Source organism: Spirillospora sp. NPDC052242, from assembly GCF_040679555.1.
Taxonomy (GTDB): domain Bacteria; phylum Actinomycetota; class Actinomycetes; order Streptosporangiales; family Streptosporangiaceae; genus Spirillospora.
In genome coordinates this window covers 111,742-136,311 of record NZ_JBFAUZ010000022.1, presented here as the reverse complement: position 1 = coordinate 136,311, position 24,570 = coordinate 111,742, and the positions used below count along the sequence as shown (strand labels likewise).

Here is a 24,570-nt window from a genome sequence, read left to right as displayed (position 1 = left end):
CACGTCGCTTCTCCTACTGGCTATGCACTCGTGGTCATCTCGATTCCGCCACCGGTTCCTGTGCTCTTGCTCGCCATACTCGGCATGCCCAGAAATGGAGGGGGTGCCGGGCGTCGCGAAGACGCTCGCCGCGCAGACCCTCGCGACGGTGGTCGGCGGCTCGTTCGCCCGGCTCCAGTTCACCCCCGACCTCGTGCCGTCCGACATCGTCGGGACGCGCATCTACCGGCCGTCGGAGGAGGCGTTCGACGTCGAGCCGGGCCCGGTGATGGCGAACGTGGTGCTGGCGGACGAGATCAACCGGGCGCCCGCGAAGGTGCAGTCGGCGCTGCTCGAGGTGATGGGGGAGCGGCAGGTCAGCATCGGCGGCCGGACGCTTGCGGTGCCGGACCCGTTCCTGGTGCTGGCGACGCAGAACCCGATCGAGTCGGAGGGCGTGTACCGGCTCCCGGAGGCGCAGCGCGACCGGTTCCTGCTGAAGATCGACGTCGGCTATCCCTCCGAGGAGGAGGAGCTGGCGATCCTCTACCGGATGAGCGTCGACCCGCCCGCGGCGTCCCGGCTGCTGGACCCGCCGCGGCTCGCGGAGCTGCGGCGCGCCGCCGACCGGGTGTTCGTGCACGACGAGGTCGCCCGGTACGCGGTGCGGCTGATCGGCGCGACCCGGGACCCGGCCCGGTACGGGGCTCCCGACCTGGCGCGGCTGCTCACCTACGGTGCGGGCCCGCGCGGGACCCTCGGGCTCGTCGCCGCCGGGCGGGCGCTCGCGCTGCTGCGCGGCCGCGACTACGTGCTGCCCGCGGACGTCCGGGACCTGTGCGGGGACGTCCTCGCGCACCGGCTCGTGCCGTCGTTCGACGCGCTCGCCGACGAGGTGTCGCCGCGCGCGATCGTCGAGCGGATCGCGGCGGTCGTGCCGCAGCCGCGGCTGGCGCCGCGCGACGGCGATCCCGGCGTGGACGGCCTCGGCGGGACCGGCGCGCCGGGGCCCGGCGGGGCGGAGGGGGGTCGGGCGGCGTGACGGCTCCCCGACTGCGCGACCTCGCGCCCGAGCAGGCGCTGCGGCGGCTGGAGATCGTCATCGTGCGGCGGCTCGACGGGCTGCTGCAGGGCGACCACCTCGGCCTGATGCCGGGCCCCGGCTCCGAGCCGGCGGAGGGACGCGAGTACGCGCCGGGCGACGACGTCCGCGCGATGGACTGGTCGCTGACGGCCCGGACGGCGGTGCCGCACGTGCGGGACCGCGTCGCCGACCGGGAGCTGGAGACGTGGGCGCTGGTCGACGCGACCGCGAGCATGGACTTCGGCACCGGGCGGGTCGAGAAGCGCGACCTGGCGGTGGCGGCGGTCGCGGCCGTCGGGTTCCTCACCGACCGCACCGGCAACCGGATCGGCGCGCAGATCGTCGGGGGCTCGGGGGCGCGGCTCGTCCCGCCGCGGACCGGCCGCCCGCACCTGCTGGCGCTGCTGCGGGCGCTGCTGGACGCGCCCCGCACCCCGCAGGACGCCCCGGACGGACGGTACCTCGGCGCGGGCGCGGACCTGCTGCGCCGCACGGCCGGGACGCGCCGCGGCCTCGCGGTGGTCGTGTCGGACTTCCTCGAACCACCGGAGAGCTGGGTGCGGCCGCTGCGGCTGCTGGCGGTGCAGCACCAGGTCCTCGCGGTCGAGGTGGTCGACCCGCGCGAGCTGACGCTGCCCGACGTCGGGCTGCTCACGGTCGTCGATCCCGAGTCGGGGCGGCGGCGGGACGTCCCGACGGCGAGCCGCCGGCTGCGGGAGCGGTACGCGGCGGCCGCCATGGAGCAGCGCGCCGCGATCGCGGCGGGGCTGCGGCGGGCGGGCGCCGCGCACCTGCGGCTGCGCACCGACGGCGACTGGGTGCGCGACATCGCCTGGCACGTGATGGCGCAGCGGCGGCTCGCCGTCGCGGCGCCCGGCCCGGTCCCGGGAGGTGCGGCGTGACGTTCCTGTCGCCCGAGCGGCTGTTCCTGGCGGTCGCGCTCGCCGGGCTCGCCGCCGCGTACGTCGTGATGCAGCTGCGGCGCGGCCGGTACGCGGCCCGGTTCACCAACCTCGCGCTGCTGGAGAAGGTCGCGCCGCTGCGGCCCGGCTGGCGCCGGCACGTCCCGGCGGCGGCGTTCCTGCTGATGATGGGCCTGTTCGTCACCGGGTTCGCGCGCCCGGCGGCGGACGTCGAGGTGCCGCGCGAGCAGGCGACGATCATGCTGGCGGTGGACGTGTCCAGCTCGATGGAGGCGGAGGACGTCGAGCCGGACCGGCTGGCGGCCGCGCAGAGCGCCGCCCGCACGTTCCTCGACGGCCTGCCCGAACGGTTCAACGTCGGGCTCGTCGCGTTCGCCGGGTCGGCGTCGGTGACGGTGCCGCCGACGACCGACCGGCGCGCCGTCCGGTCCGGCATCGACGGGCTGGCGCTCGGCCCGCGTACCGCGATCGGCGAGGGCGTGTTCGCCTCGCTGCAGGCGATCTCCGACTTCGGGGCGCAGTTCGGCGAGGAGGCCCCGCCCGGGCACGTCGTGCTGCTGTCGGACGGGACGAACACCGCCGGGCGCACCCCGGAGGAGGCCGCGCAGCGCGCGGTGCAGGCCGGGGTGCCGGTCTCGACGATCGCGTACGGCACCGCCGAGGGCGTGATCTACCAGAACGGGACGCCGCTGCCGGTGCCGGTGGACGGGCCCGCGCTGGAGCGGCTCGCGCAGCAGACCGGCGGCGGGTTCTACGAGGCGGCCAGCGGCGACGAGCTGCGGCAGGTCTACGCGGACATCGGCAGCACGGTCGGGTACCGCGTCGAGCAGCGCGAGATCTGGGCCTGGTTCGTCGGGGCGGGCCTGGTCGCCGCGTGCATCGCGGCGCTGACGTCGCTGCTCTGGTTCTCCCGCATCCCCTGATCGCACGAGGGAGTCGACAATGAATCACGGAAGACATCCGGGGGACGCCCGCATCGGGCTGGGCGAACCGCACGGGCCCGACTTCGCGCCGCCGCCGCCCCCGCAGGCCGTGCGGCCCGTGATGGTGTGGCCGCCGGTCGTCCCGCCGGTCCCGCCCGCGGCGCCGCCGCCCGGACGTCCGGGACGTCCGGGCCCGATGGTGCGGCGCCCGCGCGGGGTGATCGTGACGGCGATCGCCGCCGCGGCGATCACCGGCGCGCTGGCCGGGACGGCCGGGGCCGTGCTCACCCGCGACGGCGGGGCGTCCGTCGTGACGCAGTCGGCGGGCGGGCCGGTGGACGGCGCGGGCGACCTCAGCGGTGTCGCGGCGCGCGTCCTGCCGAGCGTCGTCCAGGTGGAGGTCAGGTCGGGAAGCGGGAGCAGCGGCGGGTCGGGCTTCGTGATCGACGCGGCCGGGCACGTCCTGACGAACGCGCACGTCGTGGACGGGAGCGACGACGTCACCGTGGTCCTCCCGGACCGGCGGCGCCTGGACGCCCGCGTCGTGGGCTCCGACACCGCGAACGACCTCGCCGTGCTGGCCGTCCCGGCGTCCGAGGCGCCGCCCCCGCTGACGTTCGGCCGGTCCGCCGACGCGCGGGTCGGGGACCCGGTGCTGGCGATCGGGTCGCCGCTCGGGCTGGCCGGGACGGTCACCGCCGGGGTGGTCAGCGCGCCGCGCCGCGAGGTGCGGCTCGGTCCTCGCGAACGGCAGATCGCGCTGCAGACCGACGCGTCCATCAACCCGGGCAACTCGGGCGGGCCGCTGGTGAACGCGCGCGGCGAGGTCATCGGGGTGAACACGGCCATCGCGACGGTGCGCGGCGGCGGGTCGATCGGCATCGGGTTCGCGATCCCGGCGGACCGGGCGGTGGACGGCGTCCGCCGCATCGTCGGCTGAAACCGGGGCGAACGGGGGAGCGGGGGAGGATAACGTCACGCCATGCGAGTGCTCGTGGTGGAGGACGAAGAGGACCTCGTCGAGGCGCTCCGGTACGGCCTGGTCCGTGCGGACTACGCGGTGGACGTGGCGTACGACGTGAACGAGGCGTCGCAGAAGCTGTACGCGGCGTCCTACGACCTGATGATCCTGGACCTGAACCTGCCGGACGGCGACGGGTTCGACCTGTGCCGGGCCGTCCGGGCCGGGGAGCTGGACGGCGAGACCGGCCCCGACCTGCGGATCCTCATGCTGACCGCGCGGGACCGGCTCGCCGACCGGGTCCGCGGCCTGGACGAGGGCGCGGACGACTACCTGGTCAAGCCGTTCGCGTTCCCCGAGCTGCTGGCGCGGGTGCGGGCGCTGCTGCGGCGCGACAGCGGCGGCGGGTCGGCGGTGTGGACGGTCGGCGAGCTGCGGCTCGACACCGGCCGCCGCGAGGCGTCCCGCGCCGGGCGGCGGCTGAACCTCTCCCCGAAGGAGTTCGCGGTGCTGCGGTACCTGATGAGCCGGCCCGGCCAGGTCGTCTCGCCCGAGGACCTCCTCGAGCACGTGTGGGACGAGAACGCCGACCCGTTCACCAACACCGTGCGGGTCACGGTCGGCACGCTGCGCCGCAAGCTCGCCGGGGACGGCGAGGACCCGCTGATCGAGACGGTCGTCCGGCACGGCTACCGCCTCCGCGAGGCCACGAGAAGGGAGGCGTGATGCCCGCGTTCCGGATGCGGCGCCCGCCGCTGCCCGGGTTCGCCCAGTCGATCCGGTTCCGGCTGACCGTGCTGTACTCGACGCTGCTGTTCGCCGTGACGGCGCTCGTCCTCGGCGGGACGTACCTCGCGGTCGTCCGCAGCACCGAGGCGCAGCCGATCACCGAGACCTACCAGGCGCAGAAGTACGTCGGCGGGGTGCGGCTCGGCGACGTCGAGGTGGTCAAGGTGCAGCAGGTGGAGCAGGCCGTCAACTACGAGACGCGCCGCACCCTGCGCAACTACTCGCTCGGGACGCTCGGCGGGCTGCTGGTCGCCAGCCTCGGCATCGGCTGGGTGCTGGCGGGCCGGGCGCTGAAACCGGTCCGCGCGATCGCCCGCACCGCCGAGGAGATCCAGGCGACCGACCTGTCCCGCCGCATCCGGCTGTCCGGGCCGCGCGACGAGCTGCGCGAGCTCGCCGACACCGTCGACTCGATGCTCGACCGCCTCGACAGCGCGTTCCAGTCGCAGCGGCGGCTGATCGACGACGCCTCGCACGAGCTGCGCAGCCCGCTCGCGATCATCCGCGCGAACCTCGACACCGTGCTCAGCGCGCCGGACGCCGACGAGCGCGACCGGCGCCGCGCCGTGGACGTCGTCGACCGCGCCACCACCCGCATGACGCGGCTCGTCGAGGACCTGCTGGCCACGGCGCGCCGCTCGGCGCCCGCGCTGGAGGACGCCGACGTCGACCTCGCGGTCGTGGCGCGCGAGGCCGCCGAGGAGTTCGGCTCGCTCGCGTCCGTCCGGCGGCTCACCCTGGAGCACCGGATCCGGGACGGCCTCGTGCTGATCGGCGACCACGACGCGCTGCGCCGCGCCGTCGGGAACCTGCTGTCGAACGCGGTGCGGCTGGCGCCCGAGGGGTCGGCGATCACGGTCGGGGCCGGGGCCGCCGGCGGCTGGCTGTGGGCGGCGGTCGGCGACGCGGGCCCCGGGCTGGCGCCGCACGAGCAGGACCGCGTCTTCGACCGGTTCTACCGGGGCGCGCAGGACCGCCGGACGCGCGACCACGACCGCCGGACGGGCGACCGCCGCACGGGCCTCGGGCTCGCGATCGTCCGGCAGATCGTGGAGACGCACCACGGCCACGTCCGGCTGTTCTCCGCGGAGGGCGAGGGCAGCACGTTCGTCCTGTGGTTCCCGAGCGAGGGGAGCGGCCCGCAGAGCGCGGCGCCGCCCGAGACGAACCCCCTCGATTCCCCCCTCGATTCCCCCCTCGGCTCCCCGCCGGGCCCGCCCGGCGGCTGACCCGCGGCGCGAGCACCGCCGTCCGGGTACCAGGATGGAGACATGCGTCTACGGATCTTCACAGAGCCCCAGCAGGGGGCGAGCTACGAGACACTGCTGACCGTCGCGAAGGCGACCGAGAACCTCGGTTTCGACGCCTTCTTCCGTTCGGACCACTACACCAAGATGGGCGACGTGACGGGCGAGCCGGGCCCGACCGACTCGTGGGTCACGCTCGGCGCCCTCGCCCGCGAGACGAGCCGGATCCGGCTCGGCACGCTGGTGACGGCCGCGACGTTCCGCCTCCCCGGCCCGCTGGCGATCTCCGTCGCGCAGGTCGACCAGATGAGCGGCGGCCGCGTCGACTTCGGTCTCGGCACCGGCTGGTTCGAGGAGGAGCACGCCCACTACGGCATCCCGTTCCCCAGCCTGAACGAGCGGTTCGAGAAGCTCGAGGAGCAGCTCCAGATCTGCAAGGGCCTGTGGGGGACGCCGTCCGGCGAGACGTTCTCGTTCAGCGGCGACCACTACACGCTCACCGACTCGCCCGCGCTGCCGAAGCCCGCGCAGGCGGGCGGCCCGCCGGTGCTGATCGGCGGGTTCGGCGCGAAGCGCACCCCGCGCCTCGCCGCGGCCTACGCCGACGAGTACAACGTGCCGTTCCACCAGCTGGACGACACGGGCGCGGCGTTCGAGCGCGTCCGGGCGGCCTGCCGGGACGCGGGCCGGACCCGGCCGATGGTGTACTCGGCCGCGCAGGTGGTGTGCTGCGGGCGGGACGAGGCCGAGGTGCGGCGCCGCGCGGACGCGATCGGGCGCAAGCCCGAGGAGCTGCGGGAGAACGGTCTGGCGGGCACCCCGCAGGAGCTCGTCGACAAGATCGGCCGGTTCGGCGAGCTGGGCGCCGAGCGGCTCTACCTGCAGGTCCTCGACCTGTCCGACCTCGAGCACCTGGAGCTGATCGCCGCCGAGGTGATGGGCAAGCTCTGACCGGGGCTCCGGTCGGCCCGGCTGGGCGGGCGTCCGCCCAGCCGGGTCAGCCGAACACGCTCCGGAAGGCGGCGTGCCTCGGGGCGCCCTTCGCGGTGTCCCACACCGCGAACACGACGTGCTCGAACCGGTCGGCGAACGCGCCGCCCGGCCGCAGCGCGCGGGCGAAGGTCTCGGCGACCTCGGCCGGGTCGTTGCGGAACACGCCGCAGCCCCAGGCCCCCAGCACGATCCGCCGGTGCCCGTGGGCGAGCGCCGCCGCGAGCACCTTGCGGGCGCGGACGTCCAGGACCCGCGGCACCTCGGCGATCTTGTCCGGGTCGCGGATCGCGCCCCGGTTCGGGGCCGGGGAGGTCAGGAACGCGACCTCGTAGGGCTCCTCCAGCAGGACGCCCCGGTCGTCGCGGAACACCGGGACGCCCGGCGAGTAGATCATGTGGTCGCTGTACAGCAGGTCGCGCTGCTCCCGGTGGAAGTTGTAGTACTCCCACGCCGACGTCAGCGACGCGTACAGCGCGGACGAGCGGGCGAGGCCCTCCTCCTGGGCGTGCGCGCCGTTGAGGAAGCCGCCGCCGGGGTTCTTCGCGGACGCGAAGTTCAGCGCGAGCGGGACGGCGTCCGGGGCGACGAGCCGCCGCGCGGCCGCGAGCGTCGTCTCCTCGGTGACCTCGATGCGGGTGCCCGCGCCGGCGGGCTCGTCCGCGATCTTCCGCAGGAGGACGTCCAGGTCCTCGGGCCGGTACAGGACGGTGCCCCGCCTGGCCCGCTCGATGCTCTCGGCGACGGGGACGGCGCGCCCCGACGGGGCCCGGTATTCGCCCCGCTCGATGATCGCGACGGTCTCCTGCGCGACGGAACGCCGTGGGTGTCTGCTCATGATGTCCCGGATTGTCATGGTCCGGACGGGCGGTGCGCAAACGCTTTTCGCGCCGGACGGCCTACCCTCCGTGACCGCCGGAAAGCCGTGAGGAATGTGGCATATGTCCTTGACCTGCGACTTATCACGAAATGATCACCTTTGCGGGGAGGGATCTGTCATGCTGTGCACGCTATGCAACGTCCACGATCTCGCTCCCGCCGCCGTCCCCAGCGCCCCTCCGGGGACGCCGGGGCCCAACCCCCGCATCAGGCCGGACAGCATCCCCCGTTTCCCCCGTACCCGCCGGGCCAGGACCCGGGGCGGCCGTTCGAGCAGCCCCACGGGTACCCGCCGCAGCACGAGCCGGCGCCGCGGTCCCCCGTCCCGCCCGCGGACGCGCGAGCGTTCGAGCAGCCGCCGGAGACCCCGCGGGGCCCGCGGCCTGGGCGGCCCTCCCGCCGCTTCGGGCACCCCGCCGGGCCGCCGTCCGACGACGCGCCCCCGCCGACGACGACCGAGGGCTTCGAGGACGAACTCGACCGGGCGTTCGCGGGCGCCCGCCGCAACCGGGTCGTCGGCCTGGCCGTCGGCGGCGTCGCGCTCGTCCTGGCGGCCGTCCTCGGCGTCGCCGCGCTCGTCGCCTGGAACCCCGGCGGGACGGACTCCGCGTCGGCCGCGCCGCACCCGAGCGGCGAGGGGGCGCCGAAGGCGTCCGCGAGCGCGCCGCCCAGCGCCGCCCCGACGACCAGCGCGCCGCCGTACATCCCGGAGAACGGCAACGGGAAGTTCACCGTCGCCGCGGGCTCCGGCGTGACCGGCGAGGGCACCAAGGTCATGCGGTACATGGTCGCGGTGGAGGGCGGCCTCAAGCAGGACGTGAACGACTTCGCGAAGGAGGTCGACGACATCCTCGGCGACCCGCGCGGCTGGACGGCCCAGGGCAAGTGGGCGTTCCAGCGCGTCGACTCCGGAGCGCACGAGTTCGTCGTGAAGCTGTCCTCGCCGGGGACGACCGACAAGCTGTGCGGCGCCTACGGCATGGACACCGAGGGCGAGGTCAACTGCCGCGCCGGCAAGCAGGTCGTCGTGAACCTCAAGCGCTGGCTGCTGCTGACGAAGTACTACAAGGGACGCCCGCACGAGTACCACGCGCTGACCATCAACCACGAGGTCGGGCACCGGCTCGGCCTCGGGCACATGACGTGCGGCGGCAAGGGCAAGCCCGCGCCGGTGATGATGCAGCAGATCTACGGGCTGAAGGGCTGCACGGCGAACCCCTGGCCCTACGACGAGAACGGCGTGTACATCAAGGGCCCGGCCGTGCCCTGACCGGAAAAAGGAGATGCGGAGGCTCACCCCCGGTACGTCACACTTGGCGGGTGCTTCTGACGATCACCACGACCCTGAACCCGGCGACCGACCTGGGCTTCCTCCTGCACAAGCATCCCGACCGCGCGCAGGCGTTCGACCAGGCGTACGGGACGGCGCACGTCTTCTATCCCGAGGCGGACGAGCGGCGCTGCACGGCCGCGCTGCTGCTCGACGTCGACCCGGTCCGGCTCGTCCGCACGCGCGGCAGAGGCACGCCCGACTTCTCCCTCGGCCAGTTCGTCAACGACCGCCCGTACGCGGCGTCGTCGCTGCTCGCGTCGGCCATGGCGCACGTGTTCCGCACGGCGATGCGCGGGCGCTGCGACGCCCGTCCGGCACTGGCGCGGACGCCGGTCCCGCTGGAGATCGTGCTTCCGGCGCTGCCGTGCCGCGGCGGCCCCGGGCAGGCCGAGCGGTACTTCGGGCCGCTCGGCTGGGAGGTGTCGGCCGAACCGGTCCCGCTCGACCCCGGGTTCCCCTCCTGGGGCGACTCCCGGTACGTGACGCTCACGCTGACCGGAACCGTCCGGCTGGCCGACGCGCTGAACCAGCTGTACGTGCTGCTGCCCGTCCTGGACGACGCCAAGCACTACTGGGTGGCGTCCGACGAGGTGGACAAGCTGATCCGGGCGGGCGAGGGGTGGCTCGCGACGCATCCCGACCGCGGCGCGATCACCCGCCGGTACCTGGCGAACCGCCGCGCGCTCGTCCGGGCCGCGCTGGGCCGGCTGGCCGACGCGGAGGGCGCTCCCGACGACGCCCTCGACCCCGTCGAGATCGACGAGGAGCCGACCGCCGAGACCGCCGAGACCGGCGAGACCGGCGGGACCGCCGACGGCGCGGAGGCGCCGGGGGAGCGGGCGCTCTCGCTGGCCGAGCGGCGGATCCGCGCGGTGGCGGACGTGCTGCGCGCGGAGGACGCGGGCAGCGTCATCGACCTCGGCTGCGGCTCGGGCAAGCTGCTCGCGCGGCTGCTGAAGGACGGCTCGGTCGCGCGGGTCGCCGGGGCGGACGTGTCGTTCCGCGCCGTCGAGCACGCGCGCAGGCGGCTGCGGCTCGACCGGCCGGGCCCGTCGCGCGCCCGGGAGCGGGTCGGCGACCTGTTCCAGGGCGCCCTCACCTACGCCGACGACCGGTTCGGCGGGTACGACGCGGCGGTGCTGATGGAGGTCGTCGAGCACATCGACCCGCCGCGCCTCGGCGCCGTCGAGAAGGTGGTGTTCGGGCACGCCGCGCCCCGCGTCGTCGTGGTGACGACGCCGAACGCCGAGCACAACGTCCGCTACGAGGGGCTGGCGCCCGGCGCGATGCGGCACCCCGACCACCGGTTCGAGTGGACGCGCGCCGAGTTCCGCGCGTGGGCCGACCGGGTCGCCGCCGCGCACGGCTACCGCGTCCGGCACGTACCGGTCGGCGACGACGACCCCGAGGTCGGCGCCCCGACGCAGATGGGAGTGTTCACCAAATGACCGGCCGTGAGATCCGGCTCCCGGAGATGGGCCTCGTCGTGCTGGTCGGCGTGTCCGGCTCCGGCAAGTCGCACTTCGCCCGCAAGCACTTCACGCCGACGCAGATCGTGTCGTCCGACTTCTGCCGCGGCGTCGTCTCCGACGACGAGAACGACCAGTCGGCCACCGGCGACGCGTTCGACCTGCTGCACTACATCGTCGGCAAGCGGCTGCGGCGCGGCCTGCTGACCGTCGTGGACGCCACCAACGTGCAGGCGAAGTCGCGGCAGCAGCTCATCGCGCTGGCGAAGGAGCACGACGTGCTGTCGGCGGCGATCGTGCTGGACGTGCCGGAGAGCGTCGCCGCCGAGCGCAACGCCGCCCGGCCCGACCGCGCCGGCCTGCCCGCGCACGTCCTGCCGCGGCAGCGCCGCGAGCTGCGGCGCGGCCTGCGGTCGCTCGGCCGCGAGTTCCGCCGCGCCTACGTGCTGAACGGCGTCGAGGAGATCGACGCCGCCGTGATCACCTACGAGAAGCCGTGGAACGACCGGCGGGAGCTGACCGGGCCGTTCGACGTCATCGGCGACGTGCACGGCTGCCGCGCCGAGCTGGAGGACCTCCTCGCCGGGCTCGGCTACGAGATCGAGCACGACGCGCAGGGCCGCGCGGTCGGCGCGAACCACCCGGGCGGCCGGACGGCCGTGTTCGTCGGCGACCTCGTCGACCGCGGCCCCGACACCCCGGGCGTCCTGCGGCTCGCGATGGGCATGGTGGCGGCCGGGCAGGCGCTGTGCGTGTCCGGGAACCACGAGGCGAAGCTCGCCAAGGCGCTGCACGGCCGGAAGGTGCGGGTCGCGCACGGCCTCGCCGAGTCGCTGGAGCAGCTGGCCCGCGAGCCCGAGGAGTTCCGCGCCGACGCCCTGCGGTTCATGGACGGCCTCATCAGCCACTACGTCCTGGACGGCGGGAAGCTCGTCGTCGCCCACGCGGGCCTGAAGGAGGACTACCACGGCCGCGCGTCCGGCCGCGTCCGGTCGTTCGCCCTCTACGGCGACACCACGGGCGAGACGGACGAGTACGGGCTGCCCGTCCGGTACCCGTGGGCGCGCGACTACCGCGGCAAGGCGATGGTCGTGTACGGGCACACCCCGGTGCCGGACGCCGAGTGGATCAACAACACGATCTGCCTCGACACCGGCGCGGTGTTCGGCGGGCGGCTCACCGCCCTCCGCTACCCCGAGCACGAGCTGTTCTCCGTCCCGGCGCGCGAGACCTGGTACGAGCCGGTGCGCCCGCTGGCGGCGCCGCCGTCCGGGACGGGCGGGGGCGGGCAGCGCGAGAGCGACTTCCTGCAGATCAAGGACGTCATGGACAACACGGGCGTCCAGACGCGGCTGATGGGCCGCGTCACCGTCCGGGAGGAGAACGCCCTCGCGGCGCTGGAGGTGATGAGCCGGTTCGCGGTCGACCCGCGCTGGCTCGTCTACCTGCCGCCGACGATGGCGCCCGCCGGGACGTCGACGCTGCCCGGGTACCTGGAGCACCCGGCGGAGGCGCTCGCCGTCTACCGGGACAAGGGCGTCCTGAGGGTGGTGTGCGAGGAGAAGCACATGGGTTCGCGGGCGGTCGCGGTGGTGTGCCGCGACGCGTCCGTCGCCGCCGAGCGGTTCGGCGTGGACGACGGGACGGCGGGCGCCCTGTACACCCGCACCGGCCGCGCGTTCTTCCGCGACCCGGCCCGGACGGACGCGGCGCTGGCGCGGCTGCGCGACGCGATCGGCGCCGCCGGGCTGTGGGACGAGCTCGGCACCGGCTGGCTCGTCCTGGACTGCGAGCTGCTGCCGTGGTCGGCGAAGGCGATGGACCTGATCCGCACCCAGTACGCGGCCACGGGCGCCGCCGCCCGCGCGTCCCTGCCGATGGCGGCGGACCTGCTGGCCCGCGCCGAGCGCCGTGGCCTCGACCTCGGCGGGCTGCGCGGGCACGTCGACCGGCGCGCCGCGAACGCCGCCCGGTTCCGCGACGCGTACGCCCGCTACTGCTGGGACGTGGACGCGGACGGGCTCGGCGGGCTCGGCATCGCGCCGTTCCAGGTCCTGGCGGGGGAGGACCGCGCGTGGGCGACCGCGCGCGACCACGACTGGCACATGGACGTCGCCGGGCGGCTCGCGGACGCCGACCCGACCGGGTTCGTCCGGCGGACCGGCTCGCTGGTCGCCGACCTGACCGCGCCGGACGCGGACGCCGCCGTCGCGCAGTGGTGGGAGAAGCTGACCGCGGCGGGCGGCGAGGGCATGGTCGTCAAGCCGCTCGGCCCGCTCCCGGAGGACGTCAAGATCCAGCCGGGGACCAAGTGCCGGGGCCGCGAGTACCTGCGGATCATCTACGGCCCGGACTACACCGAGCCGGAGAACCTGGAGCGGCTGCGCGGCCGGTCGCTCGGCCGCAAACGGTCCCTCGCGATGCGGGAGCACGCGCTCGGCCTGGAGGCGCTCGACCGGCTCACCGGCCGGGAGCCGCTGTGGCGGGTGCACCAGGCCGTCTTCGCGGTGCTGGCGCTGGAGTCGGAACCGGTCGACCCCCGCCTTTAACGGAAGGCGGGCACGGAAAAGCGGCCGTGCGGTCGCCGCTCCCTCGAAGAGCGGGCCGCACGGCCGTGCCGCGCGGGCGTCAGGTGGAGAACAGCATGTGGAACACGCCGCCGCCATAGGGGCGGTGGTGCGCGCCATGGTGGTGGTGGTGCACCTGCGGCGCCGCCGCGGGCGCGCTCCACCCCGGGGTCGCCGGCGCGGCCGGAGCGGCCGGCGGCGTGGCCCGGTACTGGGCCTCCATCTGGCTGAGGGCCTCCAGCTCGCCGTAGTCGAGGAAGATGCCCCGGCACGCGTCACACTGTTCGATGTGAACGCCGCTCCGGGTGTAGGTCCGCATCACGCCACGGCACTTAGGGCAGTGCATCGCGTTGTCATCCTTCCGTTATGGAACCCCAGGTAGAGGCTAAATCTAGGGCAGGTTCCCCGTCACGTCATGCCGGTTCTCCGCCGATTTCGGTGCAGGCCATTCTCCTGCAGGCGTCGACCATCGCCTCCTCTGCTCCGTCCAGCGGTCGATCGTCCTTCCTTGCGGATTGGACGCACGTCGCGGCGATCTGGATCGCCAAACTTCGCGCGGGTACGTCCAGGGTCGTCCACGGGTCGCCGTCCGGCGGGACCGCCGGGCCCCCGGCGTCCCGGTAGGCGCCCAGGAACCGCTCCCAATCGGCCGGATGCAGGACGCCGCCGCAGTACAGCGCCGCGGGGCGCGCGAGGTCCCAGGCGGGGTCGCCGCGGCCCAGGTCCTCGATGTCGATGAGGCGCCAGCCGTCCCGCACGCGGACCATCTGCCCGAGGTGCCAGTCGCCGTGCACGACGCGCTCCCGGGCGCGCGGCGGCTCGGCGCCCTCGCCGCGGATCCACGCGGGCAGCCCGGCGAACGCGCGGCGCACCGCGTCCTCCGCGGAACCGGACCCGAGCCGCCCCACCAGCCGCGCGACCCGCTCCGGACGTCCCCAGGACGGCGCGCCGTCCGGGACGGGCACCCGGTGCAGGGCGGCGAGCAGGCGCGCGCCCTCCTCCCACGGCAGGTCCCGCGCCGGATCCACCGGCTCCCCGTAGGGCGCGACGGTCACCGTCCGGCCGCCCGCGTCGACCGGAGGACCGTCCGGGCCCAGCAGGATGTGCGGCAGCGCCGCCGCCAGCCGGATCCGCTCGGCGAACTCCGGGCCGAGCTCCCGGTCGGGCTGGTGCGCCTTGACCGCGACGTCGCCGACCCGCACCACCAGCACGCCGTGCCGGTCGTAGAGCGTCACCGCCGCGGCGGCCGCGTCCGGCGTGCCGCCGCCGATCTCGACGAGCCGGGCGAACAGCGCGGACTGGGGGGTTTCGGTCTGCACCCGGACAGTCAACCACCCGCCGCCGTGCCGTGCCCGGCAGGTTTGCGTGACAGCCCGAGGACGCACGCGGTCGCGGCCGCCGCGAACACCGCCAGCGCCGCGCAGACGATCCGCAGCGCGTCGGTGTAGTGCGACCCGGTCAGCCGGTCGCCGCTCAGCGCCGCGAGCGCCGCGCCCACGATCGCGATCCCGACGGTCTCGGTGGCCAGCCGCGCCGTCGAGAACATCCCGGCCGCCGTCCCCGCCTGCTCCGGCCGCACGACCGTCACCGCCAGGCCGTCCAGCAGCCCGGTGGACAGCCCGAACCCGGCCCCGGTGAGCGCCAGCGGGACGGCCAGCGCCCACGGCGTGCTGCCCGGCCCGATCGTCACCAGCAGCAGCGCGCCGACGCCCGTCACCGCCACCGACCCGGCCACCAGCGGCCCCGCCGGCATCCGCTTGGCGAGCGCCGTCCCGGCCATCGGCAGCACCACGGTCGGCGCCGTCAGCATCAGCAGCCACAGGCCCGCCTCGCCCGCGTCCAGCCCCACCACCGAGATCAGGTACGACGGCAGGTACACCAGCAGCGGCACCAGCACGAACACGATCGACCCGGCCGCCACCGCGTACGACGAGAACCGCGGGTTCGCCAGCAGCCCGAGCTCGAACATCGGATCGTCCGCCCGCCGCTCGACCGCGACGAACGCCGCCCCCAGCGCCCCCGCCGCCGCGAAGCCGCCCAGGACGAGCGGGCCGCCGAACCCGCGCTCGCCGCCCTCCACGATCGACGTGATCAGCACCAGCAGCGCGGCCGTGAACAGCGCCGCGCCCGCCCAGTCGATGCGCCGTCCGGCGTCGCCCCGCGCCGCGGGCAGCACCGGGACGAGCAGCAGCACCAGCCCCGCGACGGCCGCCGGCACCCCGAACGCGGCCCGCCAGCCCAGCGTCTCCACCAGCAGCCCGCCGACCGTCGGCCCGAACGCCAGGCCCATGCCGAGCACGGTCCCGAGCATCCCGAACGCCCGCACCCGCGCCGTCCCGTGGAACGTCGCGGCCAGGATCGCCGAACCGCCCGTCGCGGCCGCCGCGGCGCCCACGCCGCCGAGCGCCCGCACCGCGTTCAGCGTCAGCACGTCCTGGGACGCCGCCGCGGCGAGGCCGGTCGCGCAGAACAGGGCCACGCCGCCGGTGAAGATCCGCCGCCGTCCCGCCACGTCCGCGAGCGAGCCCATCGCCACCAGGAAGCTCGCGAAGCACGCGTTGTACCCGGTGATCACCCACTGCGACGCGGTAAGCCCGGCGCCGAGGTCCGCCCGGATGTCCGGCAGCGCCACCGACGCGCCCGTGATCGTCAGCGGGAACGTGAACGACGACAGCAGGACGACGCCCAGGACGATCAGGTTGCCCTTCAGTGCCCCGTGCTCCCGTCGATGCGCTCGCGCAGCAGGTCGGCGTGCCCGTTGTGGCGGACCTCCGCCATGTGCCGGACGAGCCCCAGCAGCGACAGCGCGGACGGCTCGACGCACCGCAGCTCGAGCTGCTCCGCCGTCAGCCCGCCGCACTTCCACAGCAGCGTCTCGCGGTGGTGGCCGAGCCACGCGTCGGCGAGCGAGCGCTCGTCGCCGGTCATGCGGCCGAGGAAGGGGAGGGGGCGCGTCACCTCGGGAGCGGTCCACGTCATGGTTCCACTATGTCGAAGTCAATCCCGGTATGCAGTTCCATATCCGGGTAGGGGGTGCGTCTGCCGGAACGGGGCTCGTCATCGCAGGGGGAACCATGCCCGACGCGACACTGACCTTCATCGGGAACGCCACGACCATCATCCGGTACGGGCCGTTCGCACTGCTCACCGATCCGAACTTCCTGCGCCGCGGCGACCGCGCGTACCTCGGCTACGGCCTCTCCAGCGAGCGGCTCCGCGACCCCGCCATCACCGTGGACGAGCTGCCCCCCGTCGACGCCGTCGTCCTGTCGCACCTGCACGACGACCACTGGGACCCCGTCGCCGAACGGCACCTCGACCGCGGCCTGCCCGTTCTCACCACCGGCGCCGCCGCCCGGACGCTCAACGGGCGCGGCTTCCGGGAGGCCGTCGGCCTGCGGACCTGGGAGGGCCAGCCGCTCGTCAAGGGCGACCACCGGATCACCGTCACCGCGATGCCCGGACGGCACGCGCCCGGCCCGCTGCGGCACGCCCTGCCGCCCGTCATGGGCGCCCTGCTGGAGTTCGGCCCGCGCGCCGGCGACCCCGAACTCCGCATGTACATCAGCGGCGACACGCTCATGCACGCCGACATCGCCGAGGTCGCCCGCAGGTACCCGGAGATCGACGCGGGCGTCGTCCACCTGGGCGGGACGAAGCTGCTCGGGCTGCTCACCGTCACGATGGACGGGCGGCAGGGCGCCCGCTGGCTCCGCACGTCCGGCTGCGCCACCGTCGTCCCCGTCCACTACGACGACTACTCGGTGTTCACGTCGCCGCTGTCGGACTTCGAGGGCGAACTCCACCGGCGCGGCATGGACGCCCGCCTGCGCCGCGTCGAGCGCGGCGGGACGGTCCCGATCGTCCCGAAGAGCCGGCTCACCGCCCGCGCCCCCGGCTGACCCCTGGGGGAGCCGGGGTCAGCGGCGGCGGTGCCGGCCCTCGATCCGGCCCCGGACGAGCCGCGGGTGGAAGTAGCTGATCTCCGTGCGGCTGCCGTCGGTGACGCAGAAGATCCGGTAGCCGTTGCGGCCGTCCTCGTCCGGGACGGTGAAGTCCTCCGGGGCGAACATGCCCTCCGCGGCCATCGCGGTGAACCAGCGGCCCAGCGCGAACTCGTCGGGGAACAGCACGGTCCCGGCGCCGCGCGGGCCGAGCGTGTAGCGGACCTCGTAGAGGCAGCCGACGGGCGGGTAGTCGATCGGGTCGCCGCACGTTCCCCTGCCGCGCTCGTCCAAACGTCCACCGCCCTCCCGTGCACATCCTAAGGCGCGCCCGCCGCCGCGCTTCCGCGTCGCCGCCCGTGCCGCTGTGACCGGTGACACGATGAGCGCCCCCGAGCCGTCGCACCGCCTTTCCGTGGCGCCCTCGCGAAGCGGCGCGAAAAAGGCTTGCGCCCGGAAAAGGGAGGCGGCACCATAGGTCGTGCAAGCCAACGAGAGCGGGGAGGAGAAAGCGATGCGTCGGAACCGAATGCACAGCCGCAGCCACCCCGGTCCCGGGAGTCTCGGAGGGACGTGACCAGCACGTTCGTCCGTCGACCGCCCGAAGATCACGGGCGGTCTTTTGTTTTTCCCGGAGGGTTGGCCGAGCGGAAAGGCACCGGCGTGCTAAGCCGTGGTCAGGGTCACCTGCGCGAGTTCGAATCCCGCACCCTCCGCCCCGGAAAGGGATGCTGGTGCATCCGGCGGATTCATATCCCGCATCAGGCAGGTTCGATTCCTGCTTCCGGGACCGGTCCCGCGCGAAGCCGTTGCGGGGGGCATGGCGTCCGTGGTGTGGTGGTCTGCACGCCGGGTTGTGGTCCCGGAGGTTCTCGGTTCGATACCGGGCGGTCGCCCTGAACGTCTGAATTGTTGGTGTTCGTCCGGCCGGCGCCGTCAGATATTGCCCAGGCGCTGGCATTCGGTTGCGTTGAGATTGATCGTCCGCGGAAACGCTTCGCCGCATGTACTGCACCTCGGGGAAGGCGACGCGGCGGACCGTCCGCGCCCGGCACCGCGTCCTGGCCCTCGGCATGCTCGCCGCGCTCGCGATCGGCACCGGCGGCGGTTCCGCGCGGATGGACGCGCGCGCCGCCATCGGGACGGCCGCGGACGACGACGCAGGCGCGGCGGCGCTCACCGCGGGGCGCGCGGGCGCCCGGCCCCTCCCGTACCTCGACCCGAGCCTGCCGGTCGAGCGGCGCGTGGACGACCTGCTGGCGCGGATGAGCCTCGACGACAAGCTCGGGCAGATGACCCAGCCCGAGCGGCGGTACATCCGGCCCGCCGAGATCACCGGGCACCGGATCGGCTCGGTGCTGTCGAGCGGCGGCTCGGCGCCCGCCCCGAACACCCCCGAGAACTGGGCGGACATGTACGACGGGCTGCAGAAGGCCGCGCTCGCCGCGCCCCTGCGCGTCCCGCTGATGTACGGCGTGGACGCCGTGCACGGCCACAACAACGTCGTCGGCGCGACGATCTTCCCGCACAACATCGGGCTCGGCGCGGCCCGCGACCCCGGGATCGTCCGGGAGATCGGGGCCGCGACCGCGCGGGAGATGGCGGCCACCGGCGTCGACTGGAACTTCGCGCCGTGCGTCTGCGTGGTCCGCAACGACCGCTGGGGACGGACGTACGAGTCGTTCGGCGAGGTCCCGGGCCTGCCCTCGGCGATGACCACCATGATCGACGGCCTGCAGGGCGAGAGGCTCGGCGCCGGGTCGGCGTCCGTCCTGGCCACCGCGAAGCACTACCTCGGCGACGGCGCCACGCAGGGCGGCGACGACCGCGGCGACGCGCGGATCTCCGAGGAGCGGCTCCGCGAGATCCACCTGCCGCCGTTCCGCGCGGCCGTCCGGCGCGGGGTCGGCTCGGTCATGGTGTCGTACAGCTCGTGGAACGGCGTGAAGCTGCACGAGCACCGGTACCTGATCACCGAGGTGCTGAAGGGCGAGCTGGGGTTCACCGGGCTCGTCGTCTCCGACTACAACGGCGTCGACCAGATCGACGGCGAGCCCGGCTTCACCCGCGACGAGGTCGCCAAGGCGATCAACGCGGGCATCGACGTGGTGATGGTCCCCGAGGAGTGGAAGAAGTTCATCCGGTACCTGCGCGCCGAGGTCCGCGAGGGCGACGTGCCCATGGCGCGGATCGACGACGCGAACCGGCGGATCCTCACCAAGAAGTTCGAGCTGGGCCTGTTCGAGAAGCCGATGGCCGACCGGCGCCATATGGGCGCGGTGGGCGGCGCCGGCCACCGCGCCCTGGCCCGCCGGGCGGTCGCGAAGTCGCAGGTCGTGCTGAAGAACTCCGGGGACGTCCTGCCGCTCGGCGCCACCGAGGACAAGATCCTCGTCGCGGGCCGCAGCGCCGACGACATCGGCCGCCAGTCCGGCGGCTGGACGGTCACCTGGCAGGGCGAGGCGGGCGACATCACCCCGGGGACGACGATCCTGGAGGGCGTCCGCGAGGTCGCCGACTCCGACACGAAGGTCGACTACAGCGCCGACGGCAGTGACATCGACGACTCCTACGACGCGGCGATCGCCGTGGTCGGCGAGGATCCGTACGCCGAGTACCACGGCGACCGCACCGGCGACCTCGCGCTGGACGACGCCGACGTGCGGACCATCGAGCGCCTGCAGGCCGCCGACGTCCCGGTCATCGTCGTCCTGGTGTCGGGCCGCCCGCTCGACGTCGCGCAGCGGCTGCCCGACTGGGACGCGCTCGTCGCGTCCTGGCTCCCGGGCACCGAGGGCGCGGGCGTCGCGGACGTCCTGTTCGGCGAGACCACGCCCACCGGGCGGCTCCCGGTCACCTGGCCGTCCGACTCCGACCAGCAGCCCATCAACCGGGGCGACGGCAAGAAGCCCCTGTTCCCGTTCGGCTACGGCCTCACCTATGACTGAACGAGCATCTCCTTGAGGACGTCGTCCAGCAGCGACGCCCCGACGCCGCCGAGCGCGCGGGCGGCGTCGTCCGGCGGATGGGCGTGACGCCGTCGGAGTACCGGAACCGGGTCAGTCCGTCAGTGCGGTGAGGGCCTGCCGCAGGTCGGCGGCGGCCCGGTCGACGGTCTTCTCCCCGGCGACGGCGGCGGCGACGTGGTCCTGGATCGCCGCCGACACCTCGCTGTAGCGGACGACGACGGGCCGCGGCCGCGCGTTCCGCAGGCTCTCCTCCAGCACCGGCAGGTACGGGTACAGCCCGATCATCGCCGGGTCGTCGTAGAGCGCCGCGAGGGAGAGCGGGAACGATTGCGCTCGCCCGTACTCGCGCTGGACGTCGGGCCCCACGATGTGCGCGACGAAATCGCGGGCGGTCGCCTGGTGCCGGGAGAACGCCGACACCGCGAGGTTGTTGCCGCCGAGGGTGCCCGAGCCGGGCCCGTCCCGTCCCGGGATCGGCGCGACGTCGAACCTGCCGTTCACCTCGGACGACCCGTCGTCGGCGGACGCGAGCGCGTACACGTACGCCCAGTTGCGGTGGAAGACGAGGCCGCCCTCCTGGAAGGCGCGGCGGCCGTCCTCCTCCATGAACGTGACGGCCTTCTCCGGGATCGTCCCGTCCGCGAACGAGTCGACGAGGAACCGCAGGCCCGCCTTGGCCCGCGGCGTGTCCACCGCGGGCCTCCCGGACGCGTCGAACAGCTCGCCGCCCGCCGACTGCACGGCCTCCGCGTAGTTGACCGTGAGCCCCTCGTACTTGCCGTGCTGGCCCGCGTAGCAGCCGACGCCCTCGCCCTCGGGCAGCCTCCGCACCGCGGCGCACTGCTCGCGCATCCGCGCCCATGTGGCCGGGGGCTCGTCGAACCCGGCCTTCTCCAGCAGGTCCGTCCGGTAGTACAGGACGCCCGTGCCGGTCAGCCACGGCGCCGCGTACAGCGTGCCCCGGTACCTCCCGGTCTCGAGGGACGCCGGGACGAACGTGCCGGTGTCGACGAGCCCGTCCGGGAGCGGGACGATCCAGCGGTGCGCGGCGAACTCGGCCGTCCACACGGCGTCGAGCCGCACCACGTCGTAGGCGTCCGACTCGATCCGCATGTTCTGGACGAGCTGCTGCCTCGCCCGGTCGCCGTCCTCGGGCAGCTCGACGATCCGCACCCGCTCGTCCGGGCGCGCCCGGTTCCAGTCGTCGGCGAGCCGCTGGACCGTCCGCGTGAGGTCCTTGCCGGTCGCGAACGTGATGGGGCCGCGCCCGTCGTTCGTCCCGGGTCCGGACCCGTCCGAACCCCCGGAACAGGCGGCCAGCGCCAGGACGAGCGCCAGCGCGGCGCCCGCCCGCGGCGGCCCGGCCCTCACGGCGCGCCCTCCCCGGGGCCGAGGTCGACGACCGTGCCGTCGCGGCGCGCCCGCTCGGCGGCCCACACGACCCGATGGGACGCGAGGCTCTCGGCGGCGCCGGTGCCCAGCCGGGACGGGTCGCCGGTGGCCAGCGCCTCGGCGAACGCGTCCGCGAGCGCCTCGTCCCCGCCGCCGTGCCCGCCGGTGACGCCCTCGCCCGGCCGCAGCACCTCCGTCTCGCCGGTGACGAAGTCGTGCAGCGCGATCCGCGCGCCGTCGCCCTCGATCGACCCGGACGTCCCGAACACGCGCGTCTGCCGGTGCGCGGCCGGGGTGAACGCCGTCATCGTGAACGCCCCCGTCGCCCCGGACGGGAACTCCAGGTTCACGACCTGGTGATCGACGACGTCGTTGTCGCACGCGTACACGCACCGCCCGTACGGGCCGTCCCGCAGCGCCCGCAGGACGCCCTCCTCGGTGCGGTCGTCGGTGACCGCGCCGAGCGGCCACCCCTCGCCCCGGCGCAGCCCGCCCAGGTACAGGCGCGGCGCCGAGTACGCGCAGCGGGACTCGGCCGCGCAGTCGAGGCAGCGGTCGGCGGCCCCCTCGGGACGGTTCTCCGGGCGGAAGTGCGACAGCCGCCCGAACGACGACACCCGCGCCGGGACCTCGCCCATCACGTGGACGAGCCAGTCGAGGTCGTGGCACGACTTCGTCAGCAGCATCGGCCCCGACCCGTCCTCCCGCCGCCAGTTGCCGCGGACGTACGAGTGCGCGTGGTGCCACCACCCGACCGGTTCGAGATGCTGCACGCTGAGCGGCGTCCCGATGCGCCCCCCGGCGATCAGCTCCCGCACCGCCCGGGTGTAGGCGGTGTAGCGCAGGACGTGGCACACGGCGAGCATCACGCCCGCCCGTTCGACCGCGTCGACGATCCGGCGGGCCTCCGCCTCCGACGGCGCCATCGGCTTCTCCAGGAGGATGTGGCAGCCCAGCCCGGCGAACGCGATCGCGGGCCCGGCGTGCTCGGCGTCCTGCGTCGCGACGATCACGCCGTCGGCGACGCGGCCCGCGTCCGCCATCTCCCGCCAGCCCGGAAACCGGCGTTCCGGCGGGATCCCGTGCTCGGCCGCGAACCGCTCCCGCCGGACGGGATCGGGCTCGGCCACGGCGACGATCCGCGCCCGCCCGCCGCGCCGGATCCGCCCCGCGTACCCGGCGCCCCGCAGACCGGCTCCGGCCACCGCGACCGCGGGGCTCCCGTCGTCCATCGCCACGCCCTCCGAGCTGGGTATATTCGACCCGCCGCCACCCGACCGGTATTACGCAAGCTTCTTTCACAAAGTCGTCCGTCCGCCGACCGCTGTCAAGGGGTTTCGTGACCCGATCGTCTTCGCACGGGGCAGACCCCTCGGTGCTGCGCCGCCTCAACTCCGCCGCGACCCTCCGCGCGCTCCGCGCCGGCGGCGAGTTCACGCTGTCCGCCCTCGCCGAGCGGGTCGGGGTGTCGCGCCCCACCGCCGAGGGCGTCCTCGGCGAGCTCACCGCCCGCGGGCTCGTCGCCGAGGTCGCGCCCCGGCACGGGGCCGGGCTCGGCCGCCCCGCCCGCCGCTACCGCTTCCGCGCCGAGGCCGGCCACGTCCTCGGCCTCGAGATCGACGCGCGCCGCGTGCGGCTGCTGGTCGCCGACCTCGCCGGCGCCGTCGCCGGCGGCCACCGCGCCGACCTGCCGCCGGACGCGCCGCCCGCCGAACGGATCGCGGCCGTCCGCGCCGCCGTCAAGACCGGCCTGGCCGCCGCCCGGGTCGCGCGCCGCTCGCTGCGCGCCGTCGCCGCCGGGACCCCCGGCGTCGTCGACCCGTCCGGCACCGTCGCGACCTGCACCGTCGTCCCCGGCTGGGCGGGCGTGCCCCTCGGCCGCGAGCTGGCCCGCTCCTTCGCCTGCCCCGTCCTGGTCGAGAACGACGCCAACCTCGCCGCGCTCGCCGAGCGGTGGCGCGGCGCCGCCCGCGACGCCGACGACGTCGTCTGCGTCCACGTGGGCCTGCACACCGGCATCGGCGTCCTCATCGGCGGCCGCCTGCACCGCGGCCGCGGCGCGGCCGGGGAGATCGGCATGCTCCCCGAACTCGGCCTCCGCGACACCGCCGCCGCCCTCGCCGCCGAACCCGTCGGCCGCGTGGCCGCCCGGATGGCCCGCGGCGTCGCCGCGATGGCCCTCGCCCTCGACCCCGAGACGATCGTCGTCGGCGGGCCCCTCGTCCGTCCCGGCGGGCCCCTCGTCGCCGAACTCGCCGCGCACGTCGGCCCGCTCTGCCTGCGGCCCGTCCGCGTCGAGGCGTCCCCGCTCGGCGACGAGTCGGTGAGCCTCGGCGCCGTCCGGCTCGCCCTCGACCGCGTCGACGAGGACCTGTTCTCCCCCGACATCTCCCTCGACGCGGCGCGTTGACCGGACGCCCGCGCCCCGCCCCGGCCATGATGGGAACGCGATGTCGGTGGCGGCGGGTAGCGTCCCCGGCACGCGACCGACGGGCACGCGACCGACGGAGGGGAGCCCGATGAGCGCCATGCCGGCCGAACCCCCGCGCCACCACGGGCGGGTGCACCGCATCCCGCGCACCATCGACGGCATCGGCGCGCACCTGTCCCGCGAGAAGCGCGCCGCGTTCATCGCCGAGGTCCGTAGCGCCGAGCAGGGCCGCGAACTCGACGACGTCCTGTCCGGCTGGTACGCCGAGGCGATGCTCGACCAGCTGCCCGACCGGGAGCGCCGCCGCGCCCGCGCCCTCGACCGGCGCGGCGCCGTCGCCCTCGACGACATCGTCGCGCGCCGCGGTCCCCGCCCCCGCGGGTGACCGCCGAAGCGCCGCGCCGGGAGAAGAGCGGCTGGACCGTCTACTGCTCGGAGGTGGCGGCCGACGTGCTCGAATCCGTGCCGCCGCCCATCCGCGACGACCTGATCGACTTCCTCTGCGACCTCGCCCGGAGCGGCGGCACCGCCGTCGACGCGGGCCTCCCGCCGCCCGGCCGCCCCCTCGACGGCGTCGGCGTCCACTACACCCACACCGCGCCCGGCACCGCGGCCTGCATCGAGTACCTCGTCCTCGCCGACATCAAGGAGTTCTACGTCGCCGACCTCGTCTGGGCCGGTTGACCGCGA

At 74.9% G+C, this 24,570-nt stretch carries 23 protein-coding genes and 3 tRNA genes; 18 read left to right on the top strand and 8 right to left on the bottom strand.

Annotated elements, in window-relative coordinates:
* From AB0L25_RS19795 to AB0L25_RS19765, 7 genes are all read left to right on the top strand, one after another.
* Window positions 1–1,021: AAA family ATPase (locus tag AB0L25_RS19795; protein WP_500174081.1), on the top strand; the 1,021-nt coding region annotated here is incomplete at its 5' end.
* Window positions 1,018–1,965, top strand: coding sequence for a DUF58 domain-containing protein (locus AB0L25_RS19790; RefSeq protein WP_500174079.1), 948 nt, complete (start codon window positions 1,018–1,020; stop codon window positions 1,963–1,965). The genes AB0L25_RS19795 and AB0L25_RS19790, both read left to right, overlap by 4 nt.
* Window positions 1,962–2,909 carry a VWA domain-containing protein gene (locus tag AB0L25_RS19785; RefSeq protein WP_500174077.1) on the top strand — a complete coding sequence of 316 codons (948 nt, stop codon included), beginning with the start codon at window positions 1,962–1,964 and terminating at the stop codon, window positions 2,907–2,909. The genes AB0L25_RS19790 and AB0L25_RS19785 overlap by 4 nt, the downstream gene beginning before the upstream one ends.
* Before the next feature lie 19 nt (window positions 2,910–2,928).
* Window positions 2,929–3,849 carry a S1C family serine protease gene (locus AB0L25_RS19780; protein WP_500174075.1) on the top strand — a complete coding sequence of 307 codons (921 nt, stop codon included), beginning with the start codon at window positions 2,929–2,931 and terminating at the stop codon, window positions 3,847–3,849.
* Window positions 3,850–3,891: 42 nt separating this feature from the next.
* The gene (locus tag AB0L25_RS19775; protein WP_500174073.1) at window positions 3,892–4,596 is read left to right on the top strand and encodes a response regulator transcription factor; all 705 of its coding nucleotides are present in this window, start codon (window positions 3,892–3,894) and stop codon (window positions 4,594–4,596) included.
* Entirely contained in the window at window positions 4,596–5,888 is a 1,293-nt protein-coding gene (locus AB0L25_RS19770; protein WP_500174071.1) for a sensor histidine kinase, read from the top strand. The genes AB0L25_RS19775 and AB0L25_RS19770 overlap by 1 nt, the downstream gene beginning before the upstream one ends.
* 42 nt (window positions 5,889–5,930) lie before the next feature.
* Complete coding sequence (locus tag AB0L25_RS19765; protein WP_500174070.1) at window positions 5,931–6,857, top strand: LLM class F420-dependent oxidoreductase; 927 nt, start codon at window positions 5,931–5,933, stop codon at window positions 6,855–6,857.
* 46 nt (window positions 6,858–6,903) lie between these two features.
* Here AB0L25_RS19765 and AB0L25_RS19760 read toward each other — a convergent pair whose 3' ends face one another.
* Window positions 6,904–7,734, bottom strand: a complete 831-nt coding sequence (locus AB0L25_RS19760) for a TIGR02452 family protein (protein ID WP_500174068.1) — start codon at window positions 7,732–7,734, stop codon at window positions 6,904–6,906.
* Window positions 7,735–7,908: 174 nt separating this feature from the next.
* Here AB0L25_RS19760 and AB0L25_RS19755 point away from each other — a divergent pair, with 174 nt between their 5' ends.
* From AB0L25_RS19755 to AB0L25_RS19745, 3 genes are read left to right on the top strand one after another with little or no spacing between them, the layout of a single operon-like run.
* Window positions 7,909–9,045 (top strand): DUF3152 domain-containing protein, encoded by a 1,137-nt coding sequence (locus AB0L25_RS19755; RefSeq protein ID WP_500174066.1) that lies wholly within the window; start codon window positions 7,909–7,911, stop codon window positions 9,043–9,045.
* A 50-nt stretch (window positions 9,046–9,095) separates the two neighbouring features.
* On the top strand, window positions 9,096–10,556 hold the full coding sequence (locus AB0L25_RS19750) for a 3' terminal RNA ribose 2'-O-methyltransferase Hen1 (RefSeq protein WP_500174064.1): 1,461 nt from the start codon (window positions 9,096–9,098) through the stop codon (window positions 10,554–10,556).
* A complete protein-coding gene (locus AB0L25_RS19745) occupies window positions 10,553–13,126 on the top strand; it encodes a polynucleotide kinase-phosphatase (RefSeq protein ID WP_500174062.1) in 2,574 nt (857 codons plus the stop codon). Before AB0L25_RS19750 ends, AB0L25_RS19745 begins: the two co-directional genes overlap by 4 nt.
* Before the next feature lie 79 nt (window positions 13,127–13,205).
* Here the strand turns inward: AB0L25_RS19745 and AB0L25_RS19740 are convergent, their stop codons facing one another.
* From AB0L25_RS19740 to AB0L25_RS19725, 4 genes are all read right to left on the bottom strand, one after another.
* The gene (locus AB0L25_RS19740; RefSeq protein WP_500174060.1) at window positions 13,206–13,490 is read right to left on the bottom strand and encodes a TFIIB-type zinc ribbon-containing protein; all 285 of its coding nucleotides are present in this window, start codon (window positions 13,488–13,490) and stop codon (window positions 13,206–13,208) included.
* Window positions 13,491–13,557: 67 nt separating this feature from the next.
* Window positions 13,558–14,463 (bottom strand): phosphotransferase family protein, encoded by a 906-nt coding sequence (locus AB0L25_RS19735; protein WP_500174058.1) that lies wholly within the window; start codon window positions 14,461–14,463, stop codon window positions 13,558–13,560.
* A gap of 8 nt (window positions 14,464–14,471) precedes the next feature.
* A complete protein-coding gene (locus AB0L25_RS19730) occupies window positions 14,472–15,968 on the bottom strand; it encodes an MFS transporter (RefSeq protein ID WP_500174056.1) in 1,497 nt (498 codons plus the stop codon).
* On the bottom strand, window positions 15,851–16,123 hold the full coding sequence (locus AB0L25_RS19725; RefSeq protein WP_500174054.1) for a mycothiol transferase: 273 nt from the start codon (window positions 16,121–16,123) through the stop codon (window positions 15,851–15,853). Before AB0L25_RS19725 ends, AB0L25_RS19730 begins: the two co-directional genes overlap by 118 nt.
* Window positions 16,124–16,218: 95 nt before the next feature.
* Here AB0L25_RS19725 and AB0L25_RS19720 point away from each other — a divergent pair, with 95 nt between their 5' ends.
* Window positions 16,219–17,046: an MBL fold metallo-hydrolase gene (locus AB0L25_RS19720; protein ID WP_500174052.1), complete on the top strand. Its 828-nt coding sequence runs from the start codon at window positions 16,219–16,221 to the stop codon at window positions 17,044–17,046.
* A gap of 18 nt (window positions 17,047–17,064) precedes the next feature.
* On the opposite strand, the gene AB0L25_RS19715 is transcribed toward AB0L25_RS19720, so the two are convergent.
* Entirely contained in the window at window positions 17,065–17,382 is a 318-nt protein-coding gene (locus AB0L25_RS19715; protein ID WP_500174051.1) for a hypothetical protein, read from the bottom strand.
* Window positions 17,383–17,721: 339 nt separating this feature from the next.
* Between AB0L25_RS19715 and AB0L25_RS19710 the strand changes: the two genes are divergently transcribed.
* The 4 genes from AB0L25_RS19710 to AB0L25_RS19695 all read left to right on the top strand — a co-directional run bounded on the left by AB0L25_RS19710 (window position 17,722) and on the right by AB0L25_RS19695 (window position 20,036).
* Window positions 17,722–17,804 (top strand) — tRNA-Ser (locus AB0L25_RS19710).
* A 1-nt stretch (window position 17,805) separates the two neighbouring features.
* Window positions 17,806–17,878, top strand: a tRNA-Met gene (locus tag AB0L25_RS19705).
* A 32-nt stretch (window positions 17,879–17,910) separates the two neighbouring features.
* Window positions 17,911–17,985 (top strand) — tRNA-His (locus AB0L25_RS19700).
* A 107-nt stretch (window positions 17,986–18,092) separates the two neighbouring features.
* Window positions 18,093–20,036 (top strand): glycoside hydrolase family 3 protein, encoded by a 1,944-nt coding sequence (locus AB0L25_RS19695; protein WP_500174049.1) that lies wholly within the window; start codon window positions 18,093–18,095, stop codon window positions 20,034–20,036.
* A 111-nt stretch (window positions 20,037–20,147) separates the two neighbouring features.
* Here the strand turns inward: AB0L25_RS19695 and AB0L25_RS19690 are convergent, their stop codons facing one another.
* Window positions 20,148–21,428: an ABC transporter substrate-binding protein gene (locus AB0L25_RS19690; RefSeq protein WP_500174047.1), complete on the bottom strand. Its 1,281-nt coding sequence runs from the start codon at window positions 21,426–21,428 to the stop codon at window positions 20,148–20,150.
* A complete protein-coding gene (locus AB0L25_RS19685) occupies window positions 21,425–22,681 on the bottom strand; it encodes a Gfo/Idh/MocA family protein (RefSeq protein WP_500174046.1) in 1,257 nt (418 codons plus the stop codon). The genes AB0L25_RS19690 and AB0L25_RS19685 overlap by 4 nt, the downstream gene beginning before the upstream one ends.
* A gap of 107 nt (window positions 22,682–22,788) precedes the next feature.
* Between AB0L25_RS19685 and AB0L25_RS19680 the strand changes: the two genes are divergently transcribed.
* From AB0L25_RS19680 to AB0L25_RS19670, 3 genes are all read left to right on the top strand, one after another.
* Entirely contained in the window at window positions 22,789–23,859 is a 1,071-nt protein-coding gene (locus tag AB0L25_RS19680; protein WP_500174045.1) for an ROK family transcriptional regulator, read from the top strand.
* Between the two features lie 109 nt (window positions 23,860–23,968).
* A complete protein-coding gene (locus AB0L25_RS19675; RefSeq protein ID WP_500174043.1) occupies window positions 23,969–24,265 on the top strand; it encodes a hypothetical protein in 297 nt (98 codons plus the stop codon).
* Window positions 24,262–24,564, top strand: a complete 303-nt coding sequence (locus AB0L25_RS19670; RefSeq protein WP_500174041.1) for a hypothetical protein — start codon at window positions 24,262–24,264, stop codon at window positions 24,562–24,564. Before AB0L25_RS19675 ends, AB0L25_RS19670 begins: the two co-directional genes overlap by 4 nt.
* The last annotated feature ends 6 nt before the right edge of the window (window positions 24,565–24,570 follow it).